At 61.8% G+C, this 22,688-nt stretch carries 21 protein-coding genes; 11 read left to right on the top strand and 10 right to left on the bottom strand.

What is annotated here, in order from left to right; genetic code table 11:
* Positions 1-217 precede the first annotated feature (217 nt).
* Genes purS through purL form a run of 3 tightly spaced genes read left to right on the top strand, consistent with a single transcriptional unit; the run spans position 218 to position 3,436 of the window.
* Positions 218-448: a phosphoribosylformylglycinamidine synthase subunit PurS gene (gene purS / locus ABZS45_RS12560; protein ID WP_039676532.1), complete on the top strand. Its 231-nt coding sequence runs from the start codon at positions 218-220 to the stop codon at positions 446-448.
* A complete protein-coding gene (purQ, locus tag ABZS45_RS12565) occupies positions 448-1,110 on the top strand; it encodes a phosphoribosylformylglycinamidine synthase subunit PurQ (protein ID WP_412100093.1) in 663 nt (220 codons plus the stop codon). The genes purS and purQ overlap by 1 nt, the downstream gene beginning before the upstream one ends.
* Before the next feature lie 28 nt (positions 1,111-1,138).
* Positions 1,139-3,436 (top strand): phosphoribosylformylglycinamidine synthase subunit PurL, encoded by a 2,298-nt coding sequence (purL, locus tag ABZS45_RS12570; protein ID WP_412100095.1) that lies wholly within the window; start codon positions 1,139-1,141, stop codon positions 3,434-3,436.
* A gap of 75 nt (positions 3,437-3,511) precedes the next feature.
* Here the strand turns inward: purL and ABZS45_RS12575 are convergent, their stop codons facing one another.
* Both ABZS45_RS12575 and ABZS45_RS12580 read right to left on the bottom strand, forming a co-directional pair.
* A complete protein-coding gene (locus ABZS45_RS12575; protein ID WP_070645627.1) occupies positions 3,512-4,471 on the bottom strand; it encodes an Abi family protein in 960 nt (319 codons plus the stop codon).
* A gap of 297 nt (positions 4,472-4,768) precedes the next feature.
* The gene (locus ABZS45_RS12580; protein WP_412100096.1) at positions 4,769-5,806 is read right to left on the bottom strand and encodes an alpha/beta hydrolase; all 1,038 of its coding nucleotides are present in this window, start codon (positions 5,804-5,806) and stop codon (positions 4,769-4,771) included.
* Between the two features lie 290 nt (positions 5,807-6,096).
* Here ABZS45_RS12580 and trhA point away from each other — a divergent pair, with 290 nt between their 5' ends.
* Positions 6,097-6,750, top strand: a complete 654-nt coding sequence (trhA, locus tag ABZS45_RS12585; protein ID WP_412101176.1) for a PAQR family membrane homeostasis protein TrhA — start codon at positions 6,097-6,099, stop codon at positions 6,748-6,750.
* Between the two features lie 43 nt (positions 6,751-6,793).
* Here trhA and ABZS45_RS12590 read toward each other — a convergent pair whose 3' ends face one another.
* The 3 genes from ABZS45_RS12590 to ABZS45_RS12600 form a co-directional block, all read right to left on the bottom strand.
* On the bottom strand, positions 6,794-7,435 hold the full coding sequence (locus tag ABZS45_RS12590; protein WP_412100097.1) for a DUF6891 domain-containing protein: 642 nt from the start codon (positions 7,433-7,435) through the stop codon (positions 6,794-6,796).
* A 95-nt stretch (positions 7,436-7,530) separates the two neighbouring features.
* A complete protein-coding gene (locus ABZS45_RS12595; protein ID WP_412100098.1) occupies positions 7,531-9,615 on the bottom strand; it encodes an acyl-CoA dehydrogenase family protein in 2,085 nt (694 codons plus the stop codon).
* Positions 9,616-9,644: 29 nt separating this feature from the next.
* Entirely contained in the window at positions 9,645-10,943 is a 1,299-nt protein-coding gene (locus ABZS45_RS12600) for an acetyl-CoA C-acetyltransferase (protein WP_412100099.1), read from the bottom strand.
* A gap of 185 nt (positions 10,944-11,128) precedes the next feature.
* On the opposite strand from ABZS45_RS12600, the gene ABZS45_RS12605 reads away from it, so the two are divergent.
* Positions 11,129-12,469 (top strand): 3-oxoacyl-ACP reductase, encoded by a 1,341-nt coding sequence (locus tag ABZS45_RS12605; protein WP_412100100.1) that lies wholly within the window; start codon positions 11,129-11,131, stop codon positions 12,467-12,469.
* Positions 12,470-13,399: a MaoC/PaaZ C-terminal domain-containing protein gene (locus ABZS45_RS12610; RefSeq protein ID WP_412100101.1), complete on the top strand. Its 930-nt coding sequence runs from the start codon at positions 12,470-12,472 to the stop codon at positions 13,397-13,399.
* Between the two features lie 49 nt (positions 13,400-13,448).
* On the opposite strand, the gene ABZS45_RS12615 is transcribed toward ABZS45_RS12610, so the two are convergent.
* Positions 13,449-14,483, bottom strand: coding sequence for an acyl-CoA thioesterase (locus tag ABZS45_RS12615; RefSeq protein ID WP_412100102.1), 1,035 nt, complete (start codon positions 14,481-14,483; stop codon positions 13,449-13,451).
* A gap of 33 nt (positions 14,484-14,516) precedes the next feature.
* Here ABZS45_RS12615 and ABZS45_RS12620 point away from each other — a divergent pair, with 33 nt between their 5' ends.
* The 3 genes from ABZS45_RS12620 to purM are packed head-to-tail and all read left to right on the top strand — an operon-like array spanning position 14,517 to position 17,517.
* Complete coding sequence (locus tag ABZS45_RS12620) at positions 14,517-14,921, top strand: sterol carrier family protein (protein ID WP_412100103.1); 405 nt, start codon at positions 14,517-14,519, stop codon at positions 14,919-14,921.
* Positions 14,922-14,955: 34 nt separating this feature from the next.
* Positions 14,956-16,443, top strand: coding sequence for an amidophosphoribosyltransferase (gene purF / locus ABZS45_RS12625; RefSeq protein WP_412100104.1), 1,488 nt, complete (start codon positions 14,956-14,958; stop codon positions 16,441-16,443).
* A gap of 21 nt (positions 16,444-16,464) precedes the next feature.
* A complete protein-coding gene (gene purM / locus ABZS45_RS12630) occupies positions 16,465-17,517 on the top strand; it encodes a phosphoribosylformylglycinamidine cyclo-ligase (protein WP_412100105.1) in 1,053 nt (350 codons plus the stop codon).
* A gap of 105 nt (positions 17,518-17,622) precedes the next feature.
* On the opposite strand, the gene ABZS45_RS12635 is transcribed toward purM, so the two are convergent.
* A complete protein-coding gene (locus ABZS45_RS12635; RefSeq protein WP_412100107.1) occupies positions 17,623-17,850 on the bottom strand; it encodes a DUF3073 domain-containing protein in 228 nt (75 codons plus the stop codon).
* A gap of 188 nt (positions 17,851-18,038) precedes the next feature.
* The gene (locus ABZS45_RS12640) at positions 18,039-19,100 is read right to left on the bottom strand and encodes a YgfZ/GcvT domain-containing protein (RefSeq protein WP_412100108.1); all 1,062 of its coding nucleotides are present in this window, start codon (positions 19,098-19,100) and stop codon (positions 18,039-18,041) included.
* 30 nt (positions 19,101-19,130) lie between these two features.
* Between ABZS45_RS12640 and ABZS45_RS12645 the strand changes: the two genes are divergently transcribed.
* Entirely contained in the window at positions 19,131-20,018 is an 888-nt protein-coding gene (locus ABZS45_RS12645; protein WP_412100109.1) for an aminodeoxychorismate lyase, read from the top strand.
* A gap of 44 nt (positions 20,019-20,062) precedes the next feature.
* Here ABZS45_RS12645 and ABZS45_RS12650 read toward each other — a convergent pair whose 3' ends face one another.
* A complete protein-coding gene (locus ABZS45_RS12650; RefSeq protein WP_010189008.1) occupies positions 20,063-20,737 on the bottom strand; it encodes an FABP family protein in 675 nt (224 codons plus the stop codon).
* A 63-nt stretch (positions 20,738-20,800) separates the two neighbouring features.
* Between ABZS45_RS12650 and ABZS45_RS12655 the strand changes: the two genes are divergently transcribed.
* Entirely contained in the window at positions 20,801-21,841 is a 1,041-nt protein-coding gene (locus ABZS45_RS12655; protein ID WP_412100111.1) for a diacylglycerol/lipid kinase family protein, read from the top strand.
* Here ABZS45_RS12655 and ABZS45_RS12660 read toward each other — a convergent pair.
* Positions 21,838-22,674: a DUF2993 domain-containing protein gene (locus ABZS45_RS12660; RefSeq protein WP_412100112.1), complete on the bottom strand. Its 837-nt coding sequence runs from the start codon at positions 22,672-22,674 to the stop codon at positions 21,838-21,840. The genes ABZS45_RS12655 and ABZS45_RS12660 overlap by 4 nt on opposite strands.
* Positions 22,675-22,688: the final 14 nt, after the last annotated feature.

Genomic DNA, 22,688 nt, shown 5'->3' on the forward strand with positions numbered 1-22,688 from the left:
TAATCAGCGAGAAAATGACAACGCATCTGGTTCTACCTGCCTTCGCCGCCACGGGATACCGGAGGACAACGCGCGAGCTGGGGGTTAAGCCGGGATTCCCCAAGAATTCTTCAGCCGTTTGGTTTGAATTCACCACCCCCAAAGATTCCGAATCTTTCCCGCTGGCGGGATAGACTGGCGGGGCACCTATACTCACGCACAGTAAGGCAGAATTTTCATGGCTCGTGTAGTTGTCAATGTCATGCCCAAGGCCGAGATTTTGGACCCGCAAGGTCAGGCCGTCGTCCGCGCGCTGGGCCGCCTGGGGGTTGCTGGTGTCAGCGACGTGCGCCAGGGCAAGCGCTTTGAAATTGAAGTCGATGATTCGGTCAGCGCCGAGGAACTCGAGAAGGTTGCGTCCACCCTTCTGGCGAACACCGTGATCGAGGACTACGAGGTTATCCAGTAATGAAGATCGGCGTTATTACCTTCCCCGGCACGCTTGACGACGTCGACGCGGCCCGCGCCGCCCGCACCGCCGGCGCCGACGTCGTGTCCCTGTGGCATGCGGACGAGGACCTGCGAGGAGTGGACGCCGTCGTTGTTCCCGGCGGCTTTTCCTACGGTGACTACCTGCGCTCCGGCGCCATCTCTGCGCTGGCCCCGGTCATGCGCGCGGTGGTGGAAGCAGCGAATAAGGGCATGCCGGTGCTCGGCATTTGCAACGGCTTCCAGATTTTGACGGAGGCCGGCCTGCTGCCCGGCGCCTTGACCCGCAACCAGGGGCTGCACTTCCACTGTGTGGATACCTACCTCGAGGTGGCGAACGCGCAGACCTCCTGGACCAGCGAGTTTGAGCAGGGCCAGCGGATCCTGATTCCGGCTAAGCACGGCGAGGGCCGCTTCCAGGCGGATGCGGAGACCGTGGAGCGCTTGGAGGGCGATGGCCGCGTGGTCTTCCGCTATACCGATAACTTCAACGGTTCCATCAACGGCATCGCCGGTATTACCAACGAGGCCGGCAACGTGGTCGGTCTGATGCCGCACCCGGAACATGCCATCGATCTTCTCACCGGCCCGTCCACCGACGGTCTGGGTTTGTTTGTGTCCGCCCTCAAGGTCGTCGCTTAACCCGCGCCGACGGTTATAAGGAGAAACAATGACCGTACACAACGACACCGTCGAGCAGGCGGCCGCGCAGCCTGAGCTGGAGCAGCCCTACCGCGACTTGGGCCTGAAGGATGACGAGTACGCGCACATCCGCGAGATCCTGGGCCGCCGCCCTACCGACGCCGAGCTGACCATGTACTCGGTGATGTGGTCGGAGCACTGTTCTTATAAGTCCTCCAAGACGCACCTGCGCTACTTCGGTGAGACCATGACTGAGGAAATGGGCTCCAAGATCCTAGCCGGCATCGGTGAGAACGCCGGCGTGGTGGATATCGGAGACGGCAACGCGGTGACCTTCCGCGTGGAAAGCCACAACCACCCGTCCTACGTGGAGCCGCACCAGGGAGCGGCCACGGGTGTCGGCGGCATCGTCCGCGACATCATGGCGATGGGCGCTCGCCCGATTGCCGTGATGGACCAGCTGCGCTTCGGCCCGGCTGATGCCCCCGACACCAAGCGCGTTTTGCCTGGCGTGGTTGGCGGTATTTCGCACTACGGTAACTGCTTGGGCCTGCCCAACATTGGCGGCGAAACTGTTTTTGATGAGTCCTATGCGGGCAACCCGCTGGTCAACGCGCTGTGCGTGGGCACGCTGAAGGTGGAGGACCTCAAGCTCGCTTTTGCCTCCGGTACCGGCAACAAGGTCATGCTCTTCGGCTCGCGCACCGGCCTCGATGGCATTGGTGGTGTGTCCGTGCTGGCTTCTGACACCTTCGAGGACGGCGCGGAGCGCAAGCTGCCGGCCGTGCAGGTGGGTGACCCGTTCGCGGAGAAGGTCCTCATCGAGTGCTGCCTGGAGCTGTACAAGTCCGGCATCGTCGTGGGCATCCAGGACTTGGGCGGCGCGGGCCTGGCGTGCGCCACCTCCGAGCTGGCCGCCGCCGGTGATGGCGGCATGGAGATCAACCTGGACAACGTCCCGCTGCGCGCAAAGGATATGACCGCTGCAGAGATCCTCGCCTCCGAGTCCCAGGAGCGCATGTGTGCCGTGGTGACCCCGGAGAACGTGGAGAAGTTCAAGGAGATCTGCGCGCATTGGGATGTCACCTGCGCTGAGATCGGTGAGGTTACCACCGGCAAGCACCTCATTATCCGCCACCAGGGCGAGGTCGTCGTGGACGCCCCGGCCGGCACCATCGCGGACGAGGCCCCGGTCTACGACCGCCCCTATGCCCGCCCGGAGTGGCAGGATGCGCTGCAGGAGTTTCAGGGCGTCGAGAAGCAGGACCTCACCGTGGCGCTGAAGAAGCTTGTTGCCTCCCCGGCGCTGTGCTCCCGTGATTTCATCACCGAGCAGTATGACCGCTACGTGCGCGGCAACACCGTGCAGTCCCACCACGCGAACGCTGGTGTGCTGCGCATCGACGAGGAGACCGGCCGCGGTATCGCGGTATCGGCCGATGCCTCTGGTCGCTACACCAAGCTGGATCCGAACATGGGCACCCGCCTGGCGCTGGCGGAGGCCTACCGCAACGTCGCTGTCACTGGTGCACGCCCGGTCGCCATTACCAACTGCCTCAACTACGGCTCCCCGGAAAACCCGGACGTGATGTGGCAGTTCCGCGAGTCCGTGCATGGGCTTGCCGACGGCGCCGTGGAACTCGGCATCCCGGTCTCCGGCGGCAACGTCTCCTTCTACAACCAGACCGGCGAGGAGCCGATCTTGCCGACGCCCGTCGTGGGCGTCCTAGGCGTTATCGACGACGTCCACACGTCCATCGGCAACGAGCTCGGCCTCGTAGAGGAACCGGAGGTCCTCGTGCTGCTGGGTGAGACCAAGGATGAGTTCGGTGGTTCCATCTGGCAGCAGGTAAGCGCTCGTGAACAAGGTCACGAGTCAGAGAAGGGACTCAACGGTCTGCCGCCGCAGGTGGACCTGGCTAATGAGAAGCGCCTCGCAGACTTCTTCGTAGGTAACGAGGGCTTGACTGCAGCTCACGACCTCTCTGAGGGCGGCCTTGCGGTCACCGCATTCGAGATGGCCAAGCGCAGCGGCGTAGGCCTGAGCCTGGACCTGTCCAAGGTTCACGAGGATGCTTTCGTGGCTGCCTTCTCTGAGTCCGCCTCCCGCGTGCTCGTGGCAACGACCGCTGACCGCATCGACATGCTGCTGCAGCGCGCCGAGGAGTGCGGCGTTCCGGCCGTCGTCATCGGCCAGACCACCGACAACGGTGAGCTGGAGCTGGGCGGCGAGTCCATCGCTGTTTCGGAGCTGCGCGAAGCTTGGGCGGCGACCCTGCCGGACCTCTTCGGTCACGCGGTGGGTGCTAACTCGGTCGTGGAGTAAAACGCGCAGTTCCGCTCAGCAGCGTTGACGCTGCATCAGCCCGGCTTCGGCCGGGCTTTTCCTTTTCCGAGTCATTTAAATTGTTTCTTCATCCCAGTTGCCATGAATACCGATACTGGCTTTTTCGACAAGAGGATTGGTGAGGAAGTGTCCATTTAACAAGGCCACTACTTTTTCAGGCCACGTGGTTCCAGGAGACACAGTCCGCAGTAAATGCGCCATGATTATCAAAGCGCCGAATAGCTTCTCACTTTGATTCTCTGGAAGGATGTGTAGGTTTCCATTGTTCCGGATAACCTCAGTTGGAGCCGGAGCAAATGAACGATTCCACAGCCTTCCATGGTGGGCACATGTATTCCGAATGACAGTTAGCTGTTCGAGCCAACTCGCCAGCGGATGTTTCTTCGTAAGTCTTTGCTTCTGATTCCTATTCAAACTAGAGAAGTTGATCTTTATATTCAGCGCTTCCGAAATTGACCGTTGATCGTTGGATCCTAAGCCTGCATAGAGCTTTGAAATGTCCGAAAAATCGAGCACTTCAGCCACAACCCACATGGGATACTGTCCACCGTATTCATCAATGTAGTGCTTCACGGCGTCGCTCTTCTTCGCTCTCGCAAGCCGACCGTACGCTGTACTCAGCCACGACACGTGGTCAAAGTTTGGCCGAAAGTCGTCTGAACGGAGATAGAAAGTAGGATCATTGGGGTGTCGAGTACACAGTAGCTCGACGAGCTTGGTGCGCATCGCAACCTCGATTCGCTCCATACCATCATGAATCAGGGTACGGAGTTTCCGATCGGCTTCATATAAGGAGACGACGTCGGCAAAGTCAGTACCATCGACGAAGCTGCTAATTCGGCTAGTTCCGTCTTCAGTGAACTGTCTAGCCGGATACCAATAGGCGGAAAGCCGGTAGTAGCTGACGTGTGAAAACCATTGTTCAGCTAAAGCTCTGTCGATCTTCATGCCGCGGCTTTGCAGGCGAAGAATGTGTTCGCCAATGGTCGCTGCTGGCTTGAGCGTAGAAGACATGAAAAGCCAATCTAGAGGTGGGATGTGTTGCCACGATGACAGTGTTGGCGAGACTGCGCAAATAGAGATCCAGCCCACTCCGTGTTTCCGAAGGGAACCGGGCGGGCTGAACTATTAACCAAAATTTTACCGCAGAATCTTGACATGCGTCAATCCCTTTTTTCGGGCAAACGTGAACCTTGAAGATCTAGTTGTTTAGCTGAGGGTTAGTGGAATCAAATCCTACAGTGGGTATATTTCGTGGTCGTGGTGATGAAGGGGGCTTGCGTCTGCAGTGAAGCGACAACCAGTCAAAACTTAGGCGCCGATAGTGCGGGCGATGGTCTGGTCCCAACTCAGCTTCATCTGGTGGGAGAATAGGTTGAAGGTGTGCGAACCCTGGGGGCTGAAGTAGCGGTTCACGCGCACCCCAGCGTTGCGGGCGTTGCGGGTGAATTCCTCCGAGCACTGGTTAGCCACCATCTCTACCGCGCGGGGGCCGAGCCACTGGGCGGGGTTGTTGGTCCCATCGATGGGGCCCGGGGTGCCGGAGGCCGAGCCCACGAAGACTTCGACATCGCGCAGGCGACCAGGGTTGGCGTTGGGGTCGTGCTCGAACCATTGCGGGGAGCCCGGCAGGCCCCAGGCATTGAAGGAGGATCCGCCGCCGTAGGCGATCATCGCGGTGGAGGTGGGGAAGCCAATCGCGCCGGAGCGTACCGGGCAGCCGGAGTATGAGGCCGCGGCCTTGTAGCGCTGTGGGGCATGACCGGCGATGTCGAGTGCGGCGCCGCCCGTGGAAGAAATACCGCCGATGGCATCGCGGCCGGTGCCGTGGAATTCGGCGTCGATCAGCGGGGGCAACTCAGCGGTCATGTAGGTGTTCCACTTGTTGACGCCCAGGATGGGGTCCTCGGCATTCCAATCGGTGTAGAGAGAGTAGGCACCGCCGAGCGGCATTACGACGTTGACGTTCTTGCCCATGGCCCAATGACGGATATCGGAGTGGGTCATCCAGTTCATGCCCGCTTGGCCGCCCTCTACGCCGGGCAGCAGGTAGAAGGAGGGGCGCGGCTTATCGCCCTCAGGGAGTAGGACGTTATTCGAAATCACCGCGCGGTTGGCCGGGGACCATACGTCCACCACCCAGTGGTTGCCACCCATGTGGCGCTTTGAGGTGATGAAGGCCTTGTCACCGAGCCAGGGCTGCGGGTTGGTCGCGCGTGAGGAAACCTCGCCGATGGTGCTGGACTGGGCGGAGGCAGAGCCGATGCCTGCCGACGCCGCCCCCAGCGCCACCATGGCAGCCGCGAACAGCGCCGCGGCGCGGCGAGAGCGTGAGACAAAGGAAAGCATAATGTGGGTAGTTTACGTGGCCAGTGCCCTCGTGCTGCAAATAGTGGAAGAAAAACTGGAGGAAACTTTCGCTGCCCCCTTGTCTGCCACAGTGCGCGGCCGTATAGTTACGGATACGTAAGTTTTGGGAGTGAATGCGTTATGCGCATGACCCGCATCTCAGGCAAGACAAGGCCCCCACTATGAACGCCCCCAGTGCTCAAAAATCGTCCCCGCAAGAAGTTCCAGTTGAAGAAGGCTCCGTGCAGGAAAACAGCACGATAGAGCAGCTCATCCAGCGCACGTACTGGATGGCGGACCGCGGCCCGCGCCCACTGACGCGCGGCTGGGGCCACTTCTTTGCGGCAGTTGCCTCCCTGATTGCATCGACGGTTTTGATTACCTTTGCGTGGATGACACTGCCGTGGTGGCAGGGGCTCGCGGTGACGGTCTACGGCGTCGGCGTGGTGGGTCTCTTTACGGTCTCGGCGTTGTACCACCGCTGGCCGTGGGTATCCATGCGCGCGGTGCAATGGTGGCGCCGGGCGGACCATGCCACCATTTCCGTTTTTATTGCCGCGACGTACACGCCGCTGTGTGCCATCGTTCTAGAGCCGACCCAGGCGCTGTGGATGCTGACTGCTGCTTGGGTGGGCGCCATCATGGGGGTTGTCTTGAACTTGGTGTGGATTAATCACCCGCGCTGGCTGGACGTGGTGGTCTACCTGGTGCTGGGATGGCTCATCCTGCCTCTGCTGCCAAACCTGTGGCAGTCCGCGGGGCCGGCCGTGGTGTGGCTTCTCTTTGCCGGCGGCGTGGTCTATTCAGTGGGTGCGTTGATGTACGGCTTCAAATGGCCAGGGCGCAACGCACGCTGGTATGGCTACCACGAACACTTCCACACCGCGACGATTGCCGCGGCGGTGGTGCACATGGTAGCCATCTGGATGGTTGTTGCGAGCTAGCCGAATGTGAGGGGGCTAGCTTGATGGGCGCTATGGAAGGTGCCTATTCGGAGCTGGTGAGGTCATCCGCGAGGGGAAATTCGACAACTAGGCCTTGGCACAGCACGCGTGCGTTAGCGTTGCCATCCCACGTGGGGTTGAAACCAACCGCACGCAGCGCTTCGATGAGTTTTTCGCCCACGGCTTCGGCCGTGCTGAGTTCATCGTCAGTTTTCATGGTGCCGAAGCCGAAGAAGAGGTCGCCGGTGTGGATCAGCCGGTCGACGTCCTGCATGTGGCAATAAACATAGCCTGCAGCACCCTCGTCTTCTGCCTGTTCAGCGCCGCATTCAGCGCCGTCGGAGGCGTCCCAGCCTTCGTCAAAACTGAAGGCGAGGTTGCGCTGCGCAAGCTCGTATCGGAGGGCGTCGAGGCGCTGTGCGTCTGCGGACTTCTCTGTGACCTTCTGTGCGTACTCAGCGGCAACTTCGTCGATGATGGCGTCGAAATCTTCTGGGAACGGGTCCTTGCGGGTGCGGGTCCACTCGGAGGGATCGTCGAGAAGCTCGATGAAGTCGTTGTGGATGTCTTGGCGTGAATGGCCGTGGCACAGATGCAGCGAGATGTCGTTGCGAAGGGTTCCGGAGACCAAGATGTCTTCGGAAGGCGGGAAGGAACTGGAGAACATGGAGTGTGATGTGGTCATGCCTGTGGATGGTAGATGCGCGATACTGACAGTCGTTGAAAGCAGGGAGGGCACCCCGCCAAATGGCGGAAGTGCCCTCAACATGCGTGGTGTGACTAGACGTGGAGCGGATCCACACCGGCCTCGGTGAGCATCGGGATGTTGTGTACCTCAGGCGGAACGCCGAAGGCATCCACGAGTACGACGGACCATGGTGCGAGCGAATCGACGAGGTCGTTGATAGCAGCGCGGGCGGCCTTCATGCGGCCGGCCGGAATCAGGTTGTGCTCCTGGTACCAGCCCGCGTGCTGAACCAAGGTGTCGAAGACGAAGAGGTGACGCAGCTGCTCGAAGACCTGGCGTGCCAGCGAACCGTCCTCAAGGCGTTCCTCTGCCTCAATCATGGCTTGGACCAACAAGGTATCCACACGGGCCCAGCCGGCGGCGATGAGGTGATCCTGGCACTGGTCCACGATGGCAGCGGCCTGCACCTTATCGGCTTTTCGGGCTGGCTGGATGCGGCGCACGAGGGAGAAGAGGATGGACTGGGCGCGGTCGTCGATCAGCTTGGCCTGGTAGGTGGCGTCGAAAAGCGAGGCCTCTGAAGGATTCACGCGGTCCACCAGGCTTTGCAGACGGGTGGTGAAGCCGTAGCGGCGACGAACCACATCGGTGGCGGTGGAGGCCGCATATTTCACGGTGTCCCACGGGCTCATGTCATTCATCGCACGACCATAGGCGGTGAGCAGATTCTTGCCCACCATCTGGATGAGCACCGTGTTATCGCCCTCGAAGGTGGCGAAGACATCGGAGTCGGCACGGTAGGTAGTCAGGCGGTTCTCTGACATGTAGCCGGCGCCGCCGCAGGCTTCGCGGCATTCCTGGATGGTGCGGGTAGCGTGCTGGGTTTGCGCGGATTTGATGGCAGCAGCTAGGGATTCCATCTCGCGGGAGGCAAACTTCTGCTCCTCGGTCGGTTCCGTGACAGACCAGGTGCCGGACTCCTGTTGGTCGTTCTGTTCCTGGTAGCGCTCCAGAATCTGGTTGTAGAGCAGGTGCAGTGCGTAAGTACGGGCCAGCGGAATGAGCAGGCGGCGACGGTGCTGACGGTGTTCGATGAGGCGCTTTTCCGCGCCGGTGGCACCTTCGAACTGGCGGCGGCGGTTGGCGTAGCGGATGGCGATATCCAGGGAGGCCTCGGTGGCGGCACCTGCTGCGCCGGATACGCCGATGCGGCCGCGGATGAGGGTGCCCAGCATGGTGAAGAAGCGGGCGTTCTTGGACTCGATGGGGGAGGAGTACTTACCGTTCTCATCCACATCGGCGAAGCGGTTGAGCAGGTTCTCGCGCGGCACGCGGACGTTGTCGAAGCGCAGGGTGCCATTATCGACGCCCACCAAACCACCCTTGTGGCCATGATCGCCCAGGGTGACGCCTGGTAGCTCGTTGCTTTCTTCATCGCGGATAGGGACGATGATGGCGTGGACGCCGTGGGAGCGGCCATCGCTGTCCGGGGTAATGAGCTGGGTGAAGACGACGGCTGCACGGCCGTCCTTGGCGGCGTTGCCGATGTAGTTTTTCACCGCGGAATCGGAGGGGGTGTTGATGATGAACTCATCGGTCTCGGGATCAAAGGTCGCGGTGGTTTCTAGAGACTGCACGTCGGAGCCGTGGCCGCGCTCGGTCATGGCGAAACAGCCCGGAAGCTCCAGGCTGGCGGCCTTCGTGATCCAGTCGAGGTGGCGCTCGGTGCCCAGCTGATCCAGCGCGCCGCCCCACAGGCCCCACTGCACACCGGACTTGATGGCCAGCGAGCCATCAACCCAAGCTAGGCCCTCGAGGGTGAAGGTGGAGAGGTTCGGTTTGCCGGCGCCGCCGTGTGCGCTGCGTAGGCCGTGATTGAACCCGCCGAAGTCACGAACCTTGGACAGGTTGTCAAAGGTGTGCTGGCGCTGCTCTGCCATGGGCAGGTCGGGCTTCGGGAAGAGCTCCGGGTCATTAAGGAAGGTGCGCAGTTCCTGGCGGAAGGCGGCATGGGGGCCGTCGAGAAGTGCGGCAAGTTCGGTGGCGACGGAAGGCTTGGGGGTGGTGGGCAGGCGGTGCGGGCTGCGGGCCTCCGCCTTGGGTGCATCGGTGGTGGCTTGGTTGTTGAGCTCTGGGGAGACGGGTTTCTTGTCTGAGGAAGACTTGGTGAGTGCCATGATGGGGGTCCTTTCTGAGAGGGCAGTGCTTATCGCTCGACGATGGCTGCGACACCCTGTCCGCCGGCGGCGCAGATGGAAATGAGGGCGCGTCCGCCGCCGTTTTCCTCAAGAATCTTGGCGGTGGTGGCGAGGATGCGGGTGCCGGTGGCGGCGAAGGGGTGACCGGCTGCTAGGGAAGAGCCCTTGACGTTGAGCTTGGCGCGGTCGATGGGGCCCAGCGCAGACTGCAGGCCGAGGCGCTCGCGGCAGTAGGTCTCGTCCTCCCATGCAGACAGGGTGGCGAGTACCTGGGAGGCGAAGGCCTCGTGGACTTCGTAAAAGTCGAAGTCCTGTAGCGACAGGTTGTTGCGCTCCAGCAGGCGTGGGACCGCGTAGGTGGGGGCCATGAGAAGGCCATCGGGGCCGTGGACAAAGTCGACCGCCGCGGTCTCCGAGTCCACGAGGAAGGCACGGGGTTCGATGTTGTGCTCGGTTGCCCACTCTTCAGAGCTGAGGAGGGCGACGGAGGCGCCGTCGGTCAGCGGCGTGGAGTTGCCTGCAGTCATCGTGGCCTGCGCGCCGTGCTGCTCGGCATCGCGCTTGCCGAAGACCGGCTTGAGCTTGGCCAAGGACTCCAGGGAGGAGTCCGGACGCAGGTTGGTATCGCGGTTGACGCCGAGGAAGCCGGTGGTGAGGTCATTGAAGAAGCCCTCCTCCCAGGCCTTGTGGAGGTTCTGGTGGGAGGCGAGAGCCAGCTTGTCCTGGGCTTCGCGGCTGACGTTCATCTCGCGGGCGGTGATGGCGGCGTGGTCACCCATGGAGAGCCCAGTGCGGGGTTCGCCATTCTGCGGCTGCTCCGGAGCCAGCTGCGATGGGCGGATGGAGCCGACGAGCTGTGCGCGCTGCGCGGCGGTCTTGGCGCGGGTGAGGTTGAGCAGTGTGCGGCGGAGCGTGTCATTGACAGCCAGCGGGGCGTCTGAGGTGGTGTCCGTTCCTCCTGCGATGCCGGCGGAGATGCGCCCTTGGGCAATGGCATCGCCGACGTGGATTGCTGCCGCCAGGGAAGTGCAGCAGGCCTGCTGCATATCGATAGCTGGCGTCGAGGAGTCGAGGGCGGAGCCGAGGACGGATTCGCGGGTGAGGTTGAAATCGCGGGAGTGCTTAAGAACTGCACCGGCTGCCACGAGGCCAAGGCGTTCATCGTGCAACCCGTAGCGTGCCACGAGGCCATCCAGCGCACTGGTAAGCATGTCCTGGTTGGACGCTTGAGCGTACTGCTTATTGGAGCGAGCAAAGGGAATGCGGTTGCCACCCAGGATGGCTACGCGGTGCGGGGGGTTGGTCATTGAAAACTCCTTCGCGAGTGGTCTTGTGCGAATCGTCCCAGTGGGAGGGGGTAGCAACCCGACTGTTTATTTCGCATCACAACTAAAGTGATATTGTTAGTTCTATCACTTAATTAACTAACCTTGCAACCAATCGAACAATGCTCGCAAGGTTGTGAAGAATCGAGAAAGGAACACGCCAGACCATGCCGCACGTCACAATTGCTGAGAAGCTCATCAACTCACCCCTCGCCGCCAAAGCAGGAGTACCGCAGGGGCACCCCCTGCGCCGCCACAAGATAGGAGAACCGGCGCTCGACGGTCCCATTGTCATCGGCGGTCAGGGGCGCATCGCAGACTTCCTGCGCTCCCAGTTAGCCGTGGACTACCAGGTCATCAACTCTTCGGCAGAGGCGAAGCGCGCTGCCCTCGTCTTCGACGCCACCGGTCTAGACACGCCCGAACAGCTGCGTGAGCTTTATGACTTCTTCAACCCGCAGATGCGTAACCTTCTGCCGTGTGCGCGCTTGGTAGTTGTCGGCACCACCCCGGAGGCGGCAGATACCATTGATTCCCGGATTGCCGCCCGCGCCCTCGAAGGCTTTACCCGTTCTTTGGCCAAGGAAATGCGCAAGGGTGGCACTGTGAACCTGGTGTGGGTAGACCCCGCGGCCACCGCAGAGGTGGAGTCTACGGTCCGCTTCTTCCTTTCCGGAAAGTCGGCTTTCGTGGACGGGCAGGTTGTACGAGTCAGCGCCCGAGAGCAGGATTCTCACTCGCGCAGCGGCGAAACACAGAACTGGGAGCAACCGCTTGACGGCCGACTTGCCGTGGTGACCGGCGCGGCACGTGGTATCGGCGCCACCATCGCGGAAGTGCTGGCGCGCGACGGAGCCAACGTCATCTGCATTGACGTCCCGCAAGCCAGCGAGCACTTGGCGAAAACCGCGAACAAGGTCAAGGGCACCGCGCTTCCTCTCGACGTCACTGACCCTCAGGCCGCGGACAAGATTGCCCAGCACGCGCAAGAGCGCCATGGCCGAGCTATTGATGTCATCGTCCACAACGCCGGTATCACCCGAGACAAGTTGTTGGCCAATATGAATGAAGGCCAGTGGGATGCTGTCCTGGCCGTTAACCTTCTGGCGCCGGTGCGCATCACCGAAAACCTTCTGGAGTCTGGCTCCCTCGCGCCGGGTGCAGCCGTGGTCGGTGTGTCCTCCATGGCCGGCATCTCCGGTAACCGCGGCCAGACGAATTACGCCACCACCAAGGCCGGCATCATCGGGCTGGTCGACGCCCTGCGTCCCGTCCTCGCCGAGAATGGTTCCACCATCAATGCCGTGGCGCCGGGCTTCATTGAGACCGCCATGACCGCCGCGATGCCGACTGGCCCGCGCGAGATCGGCCGCCGCCTGAACTCACTGCAGCAAGGCGGCTTGCCTGTTGACGTCGCCGAGACCGTCGCTTTCTTCGCCTCGCCGGCCTCCGCGGCGGTAAGCGGCAACACCGTCCGCGTCTGCGGCCAGAACCTCATGGGAGCCTAAATGAACGTCACCACACTCAACGAGATTCCAGATCTTCCTGCGCTCTACCGCAGCCTGATGGTAGGCGCGATGCCCATCCCCGGGCTGGGAGCAGGCAAGCGCAAGGTCGACGACCCGCAGACTGCTTACCGGGTCGCGGGAGTGCGCGTAGACACCGAGCACCTCGCACGCTACTGCCAAGCCACGAGCCTGCGTCTGGGCAACGAGCTGCCCGCTACTTATCTGTACGCGCTGGCCTTCCCGCTCGCCATCAAGGTGATGGCCGCCCAAGACTTTCCTTTCCCCGCTGTGGGCGTGGTGCACCTGTCCAACCGCATCGAGCAGAAACGCCCGCTGCACGTCGACGAGAGCTGCGACATCACCGTGTATGCGGAAAACTTGCGACCACACCGCAAGGGGCTGGTCATTGATATGGTGACCATCTACAGCGTGGAGGGTGAGGAGATCTGGCGCCAGACATCGGTCTTCCTAGGCCAAGGCGCGAAATTCACCAAGGACACCCCGCGGCAAGTGAGAACGCGCCCGGAGGCCGAGCGTTTCCTCGACTTCCCCGGCGATGAGGTGGGAACCCCCACGGCAACGCTGCGCTTTAGTGCCGAGAGCACTCGCGTCTATGCGGCGGCATCTGGCGATAAGAACCCCATCCACGTTTCCGCTGTGGGAGCCAAGCTCTTCGGCTTCCCCGCGCCCATCGCGCATGGAATGTACACGCACGCCCGTATGCTGTCGGTGCTCGACGGCACCCTTCCGGGTGCTGTTCGCATCAGTGCGGATTTCTACAAGCCCGTCATTCTTCCAGCGAGCACGGGAGTGTTTGTGGCTCCGAGCGTCGCCACAAACAGTGAGATCGGAGCCCGCACCGTTGCGTTGCGTAAGGCCAAGGACCCAAGCTCCCTCCACGTGGCGTGCCACGTCGAGCCATTGGACTAGCCCCTCGGCACTAGCGCCAAGCAGCGTGGGGTGGTGGGTGAGCCTCGGGCTAATCTACGTGCTGGTGCTGTGGTGCCACCACCAGCGGCTTCGGGGAGTACTTGCCGCGCAATCCGCGGAGGATGCCGGCGTGCTCCCACAAGCGCTTATCCTCTTCGGTGCGTGGAGTGAACTGGCGGGCAGCTAGCGGCTGCCAGTCGGCGTCCATCGCCATGTAGGAGACGGTGGCGTGGATGGCGGTTTTCAGTTGCTCGCGGCCACCACGCGGGTTGCCCGAGCGCACGTGGACCGACATCTGCATCGAGCGGGTATCCGTGCGCATCATGCGGGCATCCACCTCGATTAAGTCTCCAATATGGATCGGCCGGTAGAAGCGAATGCCTCCGGCATAAACGGCTACGGTGTGCTCTCCCGACCACTCCATAGTGCAGGCGGCTCCGGCCTCGTCGATCCATTCCATGGCCGTTCCGCCGTGGACGTTGCCGCCCCAGTTGACGTCGGTGGGCTTGGCCAAGAAGCGGTTTACCATTCGGGGTGCATCGGATGGGCCATCATAAGTCTGCTTTTCCATTTCCGTTTCGATGGCTTGGCGCAGCTCGATGCGGGATTCTGCTGCCTCCCACACACGCTGGTGCTCAGTGGTGTCCGGAATCAGCGGCGGAACGGGCATCGACTTTCCGGTCTCGGTATCCTTGGCCACGAAGATGACCAGGCAGTCGCACGCGCGGGTAAAAATGCCATCGCGGGGGTCAGCGGAGAGCACCTCGTTGACGATGTGCATGGAGGATCGCCCGGTCATCGCGATTCGTGAGCGCACCTCCACCAAGTGGCCCGAAGGGATTGGGCGAGTGAAGTGAATATGGCCCACGTAGGCTGTCACGCAGTAGGTGCCCGACCACTGGACCGCGCACGCATAGGCGGCCTTATCGATCCACTCCAGAACGCGGCCGCCGCCGATACCTTGGGCGCCGGCGATAGTGAGATCTGTCGGGGCGGCCATAAACCGCAGCGTGATGGAGGGAGACTTGCCGGTTGGGACAGGCTTCTTTTCTTCCGAGGAGCTTGGTGGCATGGTTGGTGACATGGATAACAAAGTATCAGGGAGCGTGCTGACCGTATGAAAAAGGCTGTTGATGCCGCCACCACCCGCGCTGCTGTCGAAGCGGTGGAGGAGTGGATCCGTGACCCTGAAGGGGTGGAAAAACCAGGTCGCCCGGCCCTTGCGAAAGCCACTCGGACCACAGCTCGCCTGTTGGAGGCGGATGCGCCGGGCCACTCCGTGGAACTGCGGGTCCCCCCATTCGTGGCAGTGCAGTGTATCGCCGGGCCTCGGCACACCCGGGGTACTCCTCCGAATGTGGTGGAGACGGATCCCCATACGTGGTTGCAGCTGGCCACGGGTGTCCTGGACTGGGAGCAGGCGCTTCACGACGGCCGCGTGGACGCCTCCGGCTCCCGTTCTCACGAGATCGCTGGCTGCCTGCCCGTGATTCCGTTAGTTTCCACTGGCCGGAACGGCTAGGATTAGCGCCGTGGTAGCTGAACACGTCCAGAGCATGACTAAGCCCCTGTCTACGGATCCCAGCCTGGATCCGGAGCCCCGCGAAGAATGCGGAGTCTTCGGTGTTTGGGCACCAGGAGAAGAGGTTTCCAAGCTAACCTACTTCGGACTTTTCGCCCTCCAGCACCGCGGTCAAGAGGCCGCCGGCATCGCGGTCGGGGATGATGACCGCATTGTTGTCTTCAAAGACATGGGTTTAGTTTCCAATGTCTTCGATGAATCCATCCTCACCTCACTGCACGGAAACGTGGCCGTCGGCCACACGCGTTATTCCACTGCGGGTGGCAAGGAATGGTCGAATGTGCAGCCGATGTTTGGGACGTCGCCCAGCGGCGTCGACATCGCGCTCGGTCACAACGGAAACTTGGTGAACTACCAGGAGCTGCGCACCAAGGCTGTGGAACGCGGGCTCATCAAACCGCAGGAAGAGTCCGTTTCGGACTCCATGTGCCTGTCCATCTTGTTGGCTGATGGCGTGAGCGAAGACAGTAGCGTGTTCGATTCCGCTTTGCAGTTCTTGCCCACCGTGAAAGGTGCGTACTGCCTGACCTTTACGGACGGGCACACCCTCTACGCCGCCCGTGACCCGCATGGCGTGCGCCCGCTTGCCCTCGGCCGGCTCAACACGGGCTGGGTGGTAGCCAGTGAGACCTGTGCGCTCGATATCGTCGGGGCGCAATTTATTCGGGAGATCGAACCGGGCGAACTCGTTGCTATCGATGAGACGGGCATTCGCTCCGAGCGCTTTGCAGAAACTCAGCGCCACGGCTGCGTCTTCGAATATGTCTACCTGGCGCGGCCGGATACCAATATCAAGGGCCGTTCGGTCAACGCTACGCGCGTGGAAATTGGGCGTCGTCTAGCGCGTCAGTACCCGGCACCCGATGCGGACATGGTGATCCCCGTTCCTGAGTCCGGCAACCCGGCCGCCGTGGGATATGCCCGCGAATCCGGGCTGACCTTTGCGCATGGCTTGGTGAAGAACTCCTATGTGGGGCGCACCTTCATCCAGCCCACACAGTCCCAGCGGCAGATGGGCATTCGTCTCAAGCTCAATCCGCTGCGGGAGGTCATCGAAGGCAAGTCCATCGTGGTGGTGGATGATTCGATCGTGCGTGGTAACACCCAGCGCGCACTGATCCGGATGCTACGGGAAGCCGGCGCTGCCGAAGTTCACGTGCGCATTGCCTCCCCGCCGGTGAAGTGGCCATGCTTCTACGGCATCGACTTTGCCTCGCCAGGTGAGCTCATTGCCAATGCCAACCCCTCCGATGATCCGGAAGAAGTAGCACAGACCATCTGCACCGCGATCGGTGCGGATTCGCTGGGCTTCGTCTCCACCGATGAGATGGTGGCGGCTACCCAACAGCCACGGAACGAACTGTGCTGCGCATGCTTCGATGGAAAGTACCCACTCGGACTGCCCGCCGGAAACCCGAATGCTGAGGCCGTGCGCACCCTGCAGGGCTCGACGACAAACTAAGGAATAAGGACTAAGTCACTCATGAGCGAGAACACGTATGCTGCCGCCGGCGTCAACATTGAGGAAGGCGACCGCGCAGTAGAGCTAATTACCCCCCACGCCAAGCGTGCCACCCGCCCCGAGGTGATGGGTGGGCTCGGCGGATTCGCCGGCCTGTTCAAGCTGGGGGACTACAAGGAGCCGGTCCTCGCAGCTGGCTCTGATGGCGTGGGTACCAAGCTGGCCGTGGCCCAGGCCATGGATAAGCACGACACCATCGGCATCGACCTCGTCGCCATGTGCGTGGATGACCTCGTCGTGTGCGGAGCCGAGCCGCTTTTCCTGCAGGACTACATCGCGGTGGGCGAGGTTGTGCCGGAAAAGGTAGCGGAGATTGTGAAGGGCATTGCTGAGGGCTGCGTCCAGGCTGGTGCTGCCCTCCTCGGCGGTGAGACCGCGGAGCACCCAGGCGTCATGGGCAAGGATGAATACGACGTTTCCGCCACCGCCGTTGGCGTGGTGGAGGCCGATGCGCTCCTCGGACCAGACAAGGTACGTGACGGCGACGTCCTGATCGCTATGAAGTCCTCTGGCCTGCACTCTAACGGCTACTCCTTGGCGCGCTACGTCCTCCTAGAGCAGGCTGGTTTGCCGCTTGACGGCTATATGGAAGACCTGGGCCGTACTCTCGGTGAGGAACTGCTGGAGCCTACCCGTATCTACGCCAAGGACTGCCTGGCCCTGGTCTCTGAGTGCGCGGTGTCCACCTTCTGCCACGTCACCGGCGGTGGCCTCGCTGGCAACCTGGAGCGCGTCATCCCGGAGGGCCTGACCGCTGAGGTGAGCCGCTCGACGTGGACTCCGGGCCAGATCTTCAAGACCATTTCCTCGGTGGGCAAGGTTGCGCTCGAAGAGATGGAGAAGACCTTCAACATGGGCGTCGGCATGATCGCCGTCGTTGCGCCGGAGGATCGCGAGCGCGCACTGGCCATGATGACTGCCCGCCACGTTGAAGCATGGGAGCTGGGCACCGTCCGCGTTGCCGAAGAAGGCGAGCCGCGCGTTCTTATGACGGGCGAGCACCCAGGGTTCTAGGTCCTAGGAAAGGAACAGGGCCGGCAGTTTCCTCCTCTTATTGAGAGGAAGCCTTGCCGGCCCTTCGCTTACGTGCTGTGCACGGTGGGGAAGTGATCCACGCGTTTAGCGTGTGTCGGAATCATCCTCATCCCACTCGTCCGAGTTCCAGCGATCCGCATAGTCCTCGTAGTCCGCGTACTCCGAATATGGGTCCTCGTCCTCATCGCGGGACCGCTTGGAGTTCTGTGAGGCGAGTTCACGCTGGAGCGAATCCAGATCCATCTCGGGCGAATTGTACTTCAGCTGGCGTGCAACTTTGGTCTGCTTTGCCTTTGCGCGTCCGCGTCCCATGTGCATGACCCCCTTGAGGTGTGTAGGGCGGTCCAGGGATTCTTGGCCGCCCCATCGTCTTAGTCAGATATGTGTATGTTCCTGTAAGACACCATAGCCTGTGTGACGAAAAAATTCCGAACTACCCCCCAGCGTTGCGTCGAAAAGGGTTGTAGCCCGCGGAGAAGAGGCGAATGTGTAATTCGCCACTACTTTCCGCGCAGGCGGTCCACAGCGGCACGCCCAGCCTTGGGGCCCTCATCAGTGGGGATGGAATCTGGTTCAACCGATGCCGCCACAGGGCCAATGTTCAGATCCCCGTTGTTGAGAGCGCTGCGCTTAATCAGACCAAGTGCGATGGGGCCATAATCGCAGTCCTCCACCACGGTGCCGAGCCGGCCAACGCGCCGTCCCCCGAGCGTAATGTCGGCGCCGCTATCGGGGCGCTCTGGAGCGGACCCGTCGAGGTAAAGCATCACCAGCAAACGGGGAGAGCGGCCGAGGTTTTCTACGCGCGCTACTGTCTCCTGTCCGCGGTAGCAACCTTTTTCTAGGTGAACGAATGCGGGAACATCGTCGTTGCGCCGGATCCATTGTGGGACCTCATGGGCGATGGTTTTCTCATCAAGGTCAGCAGCCCGTTCGGGCTCACGTGCGCGCACTCGCTCTGCGGTATAAGCCATGAGACCCGCTAGGCTTCCGCCCTGTTTCTCCAGCTCTGTTACGGCAGCATCGAGCTGTTGGCGCGGCACGAGGAAATCCTGGCGTGGGCAGCCCGGCCACTGCACAGAACGCTCGACCAAGGCCGCCGAGGGCTTCTGCAGCGACTGTCCCAGAACCGTGATGACCGCCGCGTCTGCTTCCTCGACGGTGACTTGGGACCAGAACACCATGGTGGTAAGGAAATCTCGCAAAGACTCGAACTGTGCTGTGGGCACGTCGAGGTAGAAGGCGTCCCCGTCGAAGGACAGATCCATGTGGTGTAGGACGTGGCCCTGAATGTTGAGGTCAAGAGCGCCTGCGGAAAAGCCGCTGTCTACATCGTCGAGCTTCTGGCTCAGCAGGTTATGCAGGAAGACACGGGCATCGGGGCCAGACACCGCGATGACGCGGCGATGGGAGCGGTCGATGATGGCGGAACCTGTCTCTACCGCGCGCTGCTCCACGAGGGGGTTTCCATAGTGCCAGGGGACCCCGGAGACATCGACAAGCGTGCTGCCCTGGAACTCAGTGGCTCCGGGGCGGGAAAGAAGTGGCGAAGAGTAACTCACGCCCTCCGATGGTAGGGCATAATCGGGTCTATGAGCCTTCAGCGCAGGAAAGAGCCGGTCATCTACGTTGTGGAACCGTTTGGAGGGTCGGTGCGGCGTCATATGCCGAACCTTCCGTTGGTCTATTGGGATGATGCCGCGGTGACGCGCGGCGACGGGATCTTCGAGTCCCTCCTCGTCCGTAATGGCAAGGCCGCTAATTTTCACCGCCACGCGGAGCGCTTCCGGCATTCCGCCCGCGCGCTCGATCTGCCGGAGCCGCCGATGCACAAGTGGCAAGAAGCCACTGAGCTGGCCATCGCGGACTTCTATGGCCCCGTCGGCGCGGATGGAGAGGAGGGCTCGTCGCTAGAAGCCAAGTGCACGTGGACTTATACCCGGGGCCGCGCCTCGACCGGTGTGCCCACGGCCTGGGTGGTGGTTCAGGAGGTTTCAGAAGCGGTTGTGACACAGCGCGCTACCGGCGTCAAGGTGATGAGCACCCCGCGCCTGTGGCAAGTAGCGGAGGAGCTGCCGGCGAAAACGCTGAATTATGCGGCGACCATGGCCACACTGCGGCTGGCCCGCGAGCGCGGTTTCGATGATGTGATCTTTACTGATCCCGATACGGGACTGGTGCTGGAAGGCGCCACCTCAACCGTGGTGGCGGTCAAGGGAATGAAGCTGCGCACGCCTGCGGGCAAGGGAATTCTGCCCGGCACCACGCAGGCGGCGCTGTTCGAATACGCCTCCAAGCAAGGCTATCGCTGCAAGGCGAAGGAGCTTGACCTGCGCTACCTCGAGGAAGCTGACTCGGTGTGGCTTGTGTCTTCAGTGCGCACGGCGGTGCGCGTGACGCGCCTCGATGGCAAGAAGCTCAAGGCGCCGGCGAACGCGGAGGAAATACGCGCGCTGATCGACGCCGCCCTGGCGCGCTAGATTCCCTCGTACTGCGAGCTAGCGTTAGCTAGCTCGCCTGCTGATTAGCCTGCCACGCGGGTGAGCTCGGCGGACATGAAGGGGCGCATTTCGCCGTCGACAAGCCGCTCATCTACCCAGCCCAGGTTGTTGTTCGGCATGAGGCCGTACATACGCTTGCCGGGGCCGAGGTTGGTAGGCCCAGTTTCCGTGACCATGGTGGACGCAGATTCCAGCTGCCAGGCGCGCTCGTTGAACAGCGAGCCGTAGAAGATCTCGTTGATGCCGTTGGAGGAGGTGTAGGTCATCTCAATCTCGTCCTTGAGGGAGATACGCCAGAATCCGGACTCGCGGACATCTGGGCCCACCGGTTTGCCCTCGGAATCGATCTTCCAGGTGCGGGAGGTGTAGGTCAGGTAGTTCTCACCGTCGTGGGCGATGATGAGCTGCTGGCCAAAGGCGTACTGTTCGCCGTCGGTGCTGTGAGCCTGGCCTTCGCCCTGCCAGACACCGACGAGGGGGAGAAGCCCCAGGAGGCCATCGTGCAGTGACGGGCCTTGGCGTAGGTTTGCCGTCTCATCCGGCAGGGGGTTATCAGCCACATCAACGGTAGGGATGTTGCGGGAGGCAGCATCCTTCCACGCTTCAGCAGCTTGGTTAACGGCTGCGTTGCCGTCGATCTTGGTGTTTTCCGGGTGGGTATTTTCCGTCTGGTTTTCACTATTAGTCTGTTCGCTCATGCTGCCCCAGCGTAGTCGTGGTGGCATCACGGAAACCACTAGGCTCCAGTAGTCTTGGGAGTCATGCGCGTTTTGCTGATCTCAAACCCGAACTCTACGAGCCAGAATTCGGCCCTTTTCCGCGAGGTTCTGCCCGTTATTCGGGACGTGGAGGGGCTGCAGCTGCTGGCCCGCTTCACGCACTACCCAGGGCACGCGCAGGATATGGTGCGCGGCATGACGCGGGAAGACTTCGATGTCATCTTGGTCTTTGGCGGCGATGGCACGGTGAATGAGGTTGTAAACGGGCTGCTGGGTCCTGCAGATTCCGCAGAGCGCCCCAGCCCCCAAGAGATTCCAGCACTCGCAGTGATCCCCACTGGTTCCGCCAACGTTTTCGTTCGCGCCCTTGGTTTCCCCAATACCCCGGTCGAGGCAGCGCACGTGCTGGCACGGATGCTGGAGCACAATACGCGCCGCACTGTCTCCTTAGGTGTGTGGAATGACAGATGGTTTGCGGTTAATGCTGGTTTCGGGCTGGATGCTGACGTCTTGGCACGCGTGGATCGAGCTCGGGAAATGGGCTTTGCGGCCACCCCGCTGCGCTATCTGGCCGTGGCCTTTCAGGCCTATCAGCGCGCCCGCATCCGCCCACCGCGCATTAGCGTGCGTGCGCGCTCGAGTTCGGGAGAAACCTTCGCGGCTGATGACGTACCCGTCATGTTCACCTCCAACACCAACCCGTGGACTTTCCTCGGCCCACTGCCCGTGGTGACCAATCCGCGCAACTCCTTCGACCAAGGCCTTGGCCTATTCGGGGTGTCAGACCTTGGCGGTATTGATGGTCTCGTCGGCGTGCTCCACCTCTTCGGTGTGGATCACCGCCACTGGCTCAACAAGGTCACGGATGCTCGCACGCTGCACTTCGAGGACGCCGTCGAGGTGGATCTGGTGTGTCCGAAACCGCACCGCTTCCAAGCGGATGGGGAGTCGGAGGGCACTTTCACGGAGGTCCACCTGGAATCGGAAGCGGACGCATTGGAGGTATTCGCGCCCATCGACCCGACCCCGCCTACGCACCGCAGCATCCGCAGGATCCTGCGGGATCTCATTCGAATCAACTAGTTCTGGCGCCAACTCGGCGGAGTCGTTGGTGCGCTGCCCACTTCGTTGGCCGTGTCCTGTGCCTTCTGCGCTGCATCCTCGACGGCCTTTTCTTCTGAGCCGTCGATCTCCAGCGGTGAGAGTTGCGCCGTCTTCAACGTGATGTTGCGGCGCTGCACCTCGAAGGTGATGGAGCCGCCGTGCAGTTTTACGGATGTGGCCTGTGAAGGCAGGGGGAGTTGGCGGGTATCCAAGACCAAACCGAAAGCCTTCTTGAGGCGTTCATCATCGGTTCCGTAGACGCTCATACGAAATTCCGGGCCCACGAGGCGCAGCGTTACCGTCGCGGTGGACTTGGTGTTGTCTCCTGGTAGCGTGCCGGTGAGCTCAGCTTCGGCCGAGGGCCCGCCGGTGGGGGACATGTTATCGGGATTGGCAATGGACAGGTCAGTAATGCCCAGCATGCGGCCCAAGGCCACGCCGTCGAGGCTGATGCTGCGTGTGTAGGTCGACACCGGTGAACCTTCCAGTTCACCGCTGAAGAGCTGTTCGGGGCGGATCGTGATGTCGCGCAGAGTAGTCGAGGCATTGACCATCCCGAGCTTGGGAACCTCCACGTCAGAAGACTTAACCTCGAGGTAGGGGATCTCCTTGGTGAGTGCGCCCAAGGTGAAGGGGACTCCGCCGATATACACATTCGGTGTGTTTTCCAGCTGGGAGCTGGCCTTCGCCTGCTGGGCCACGGTGTGTTCCGCATGCATCGCCACTGCTGAATCCGCCAGCCATGCGGTCAGGACCACTCCCGCGACGGCGGCAAGACGTACGAGGTTGCGGCTGAGGTAGATGACGGTCACCCCTCTATTACTAC

The organism is Corynebacterium aurimucosum (assembly GCF_046895345.1).
Taxonomy (GTDB): domain Bacteria; phylum Actinomycetota; class Actinomycetes; order Mycobacteriales; family Mycobacteriaceae; genus Corynebacterium; species Corynebacterium aurimucosum_G.

Excerpts from the sequence above, each read along its gene's own strand:
- ABZS45_RS12615 (WP_412100102.1), bottom strand. The coding sequence starts at position 14,483 with ATGTCACCAACCATGCCACCAAGCTCCTCGGAAGAAAAGAAGCCTGTC.
- purM (WP_412100105.1), top strand. The coding sequence starts at position 16,465 with ATGAGCGAGAACACGTATGCTGCCGCCGGCGTCAACATTGAGGAAGGC.
- ABZS45_RS12645 (WP_412100109.1), top strand. The coding sequence starts at position 19,131 with ATGAGCCTTCAGCGCAGGAAAGAGCCGGTCATCTACGTTGTGGAACCG.
- ABZS45_RS12605 (WP_412100100.1), top strand. The coding sequence starts at position 11,129 with ATGCCGCACGTCACAATTGCTGAGAAGCTCATCAACTCACCCCTCGCC.
- ABZS45_RS12635 (WP_412100107.1), bottom strand. The coding sequence starts at position 17,850 with ATGGGACGCGGACGCGCAAAGGCAAAGCAGACCAAAGTTGCACGCCAG.
- ABZS45_RS12575 (WP_070645627.1), bottom strand. The coding sequence starts at position 4,471 with ATGTCTTCTACGCTCAAGCCAGCAGCGACCATTGGCGAACACATTCTT.
- ABZS45_RS12580 (WP_412100096.1), bottom strand. The coding sequence starts at position 5,806 with ATGCTTTCCTTTGTCTCACGCTCTCGCCGCGCCGCGGCGCTGTTCGCG.
- ABZS45_RS12590 (WP_412100097.1), bottom strand. The coding sequence starts at position 7,435 with ATGACCACATCACACTCCATGTTCTCCAGTTCCTTCCCGCCTTCCGAA.
- ABZS45_RS12650 (WP_010189008.1), bottom strand. The coding sequence starts at position 20,737 with ATGAGCGAACAGACTAATAGTGAAAACCAGACGGAAAATACCCACCCG.
- ABZS45_RS12595 (WP_412100098.1), bottom strand. The coding sequence starts at position 9,615 with ATGGCACTCACCAAGTCTTCCTCAGACAAGAAACCCGTCTCCCCAGAG.
- purF (WP_412100104.1), top strand. The coding sequence starts at position 14,956 with ATGACTAAGCCCCTGTCTACGGATCCCAGCCTGGATCCGGAGCCCCGC.
- ABZS45_RS12655 (WP_412100111.1), top strand. The coding sequence starts at position 20,801 with ATGCGCGTTTTGCTGATCTCAAACCCGAACTCTACGAGCCAGAATTCG.
- purL (WP_412100095.1), top strand. The coding sequence starts at position 1,139 with ATGACCGTACACAACGACACCGTCGAGCAGGCGGCCGCGCAGCCTGAG.
- purQ (WP_412100093.1), top strand. The coding sequence starts at position 448 with ATGAAGATCGGCGTTATTACCTTCCCCGGCACGCTTGACGACGTCGAC.
- trhA (WP_412101176.1), top strand. The coding sequence starts at position 6,097 with ATGGCGGACCGCGGCCCGCGCCCACTGACGCGCGGCTGGGGCCACTTC.
- ABZS45_RS12620 (WP_412100103.1), top strand. The coding sequence starts at position 14,517 with ATGAAAAAGGCTGTTGATGCCGCCACCACCCGCGCTGCTGTCGAAGCG.
- purS (WP_039676532.1), top strand. The coding sequence starts at position 218 with ATGGCTCGTGTAGTTGTCAATGTCATGCCCAAGGCCGAGATTTTGGAC.
- ABZS45_RS12600 (WP_412100099.1), bottom strand. The coding sequence starts at position 10,943 with ATGACCAACCCCCCGCACCGCGTAGCCATCCTGGGTGGCAACCGCATT.
- ABZS45_RS12610 (WP_412100101.1), top strand. The coding sequence starts at position 12,470 with ATGAACGTCACCACACTCAACGAGATTCCAGATCTTCCTGCGCTCTAC.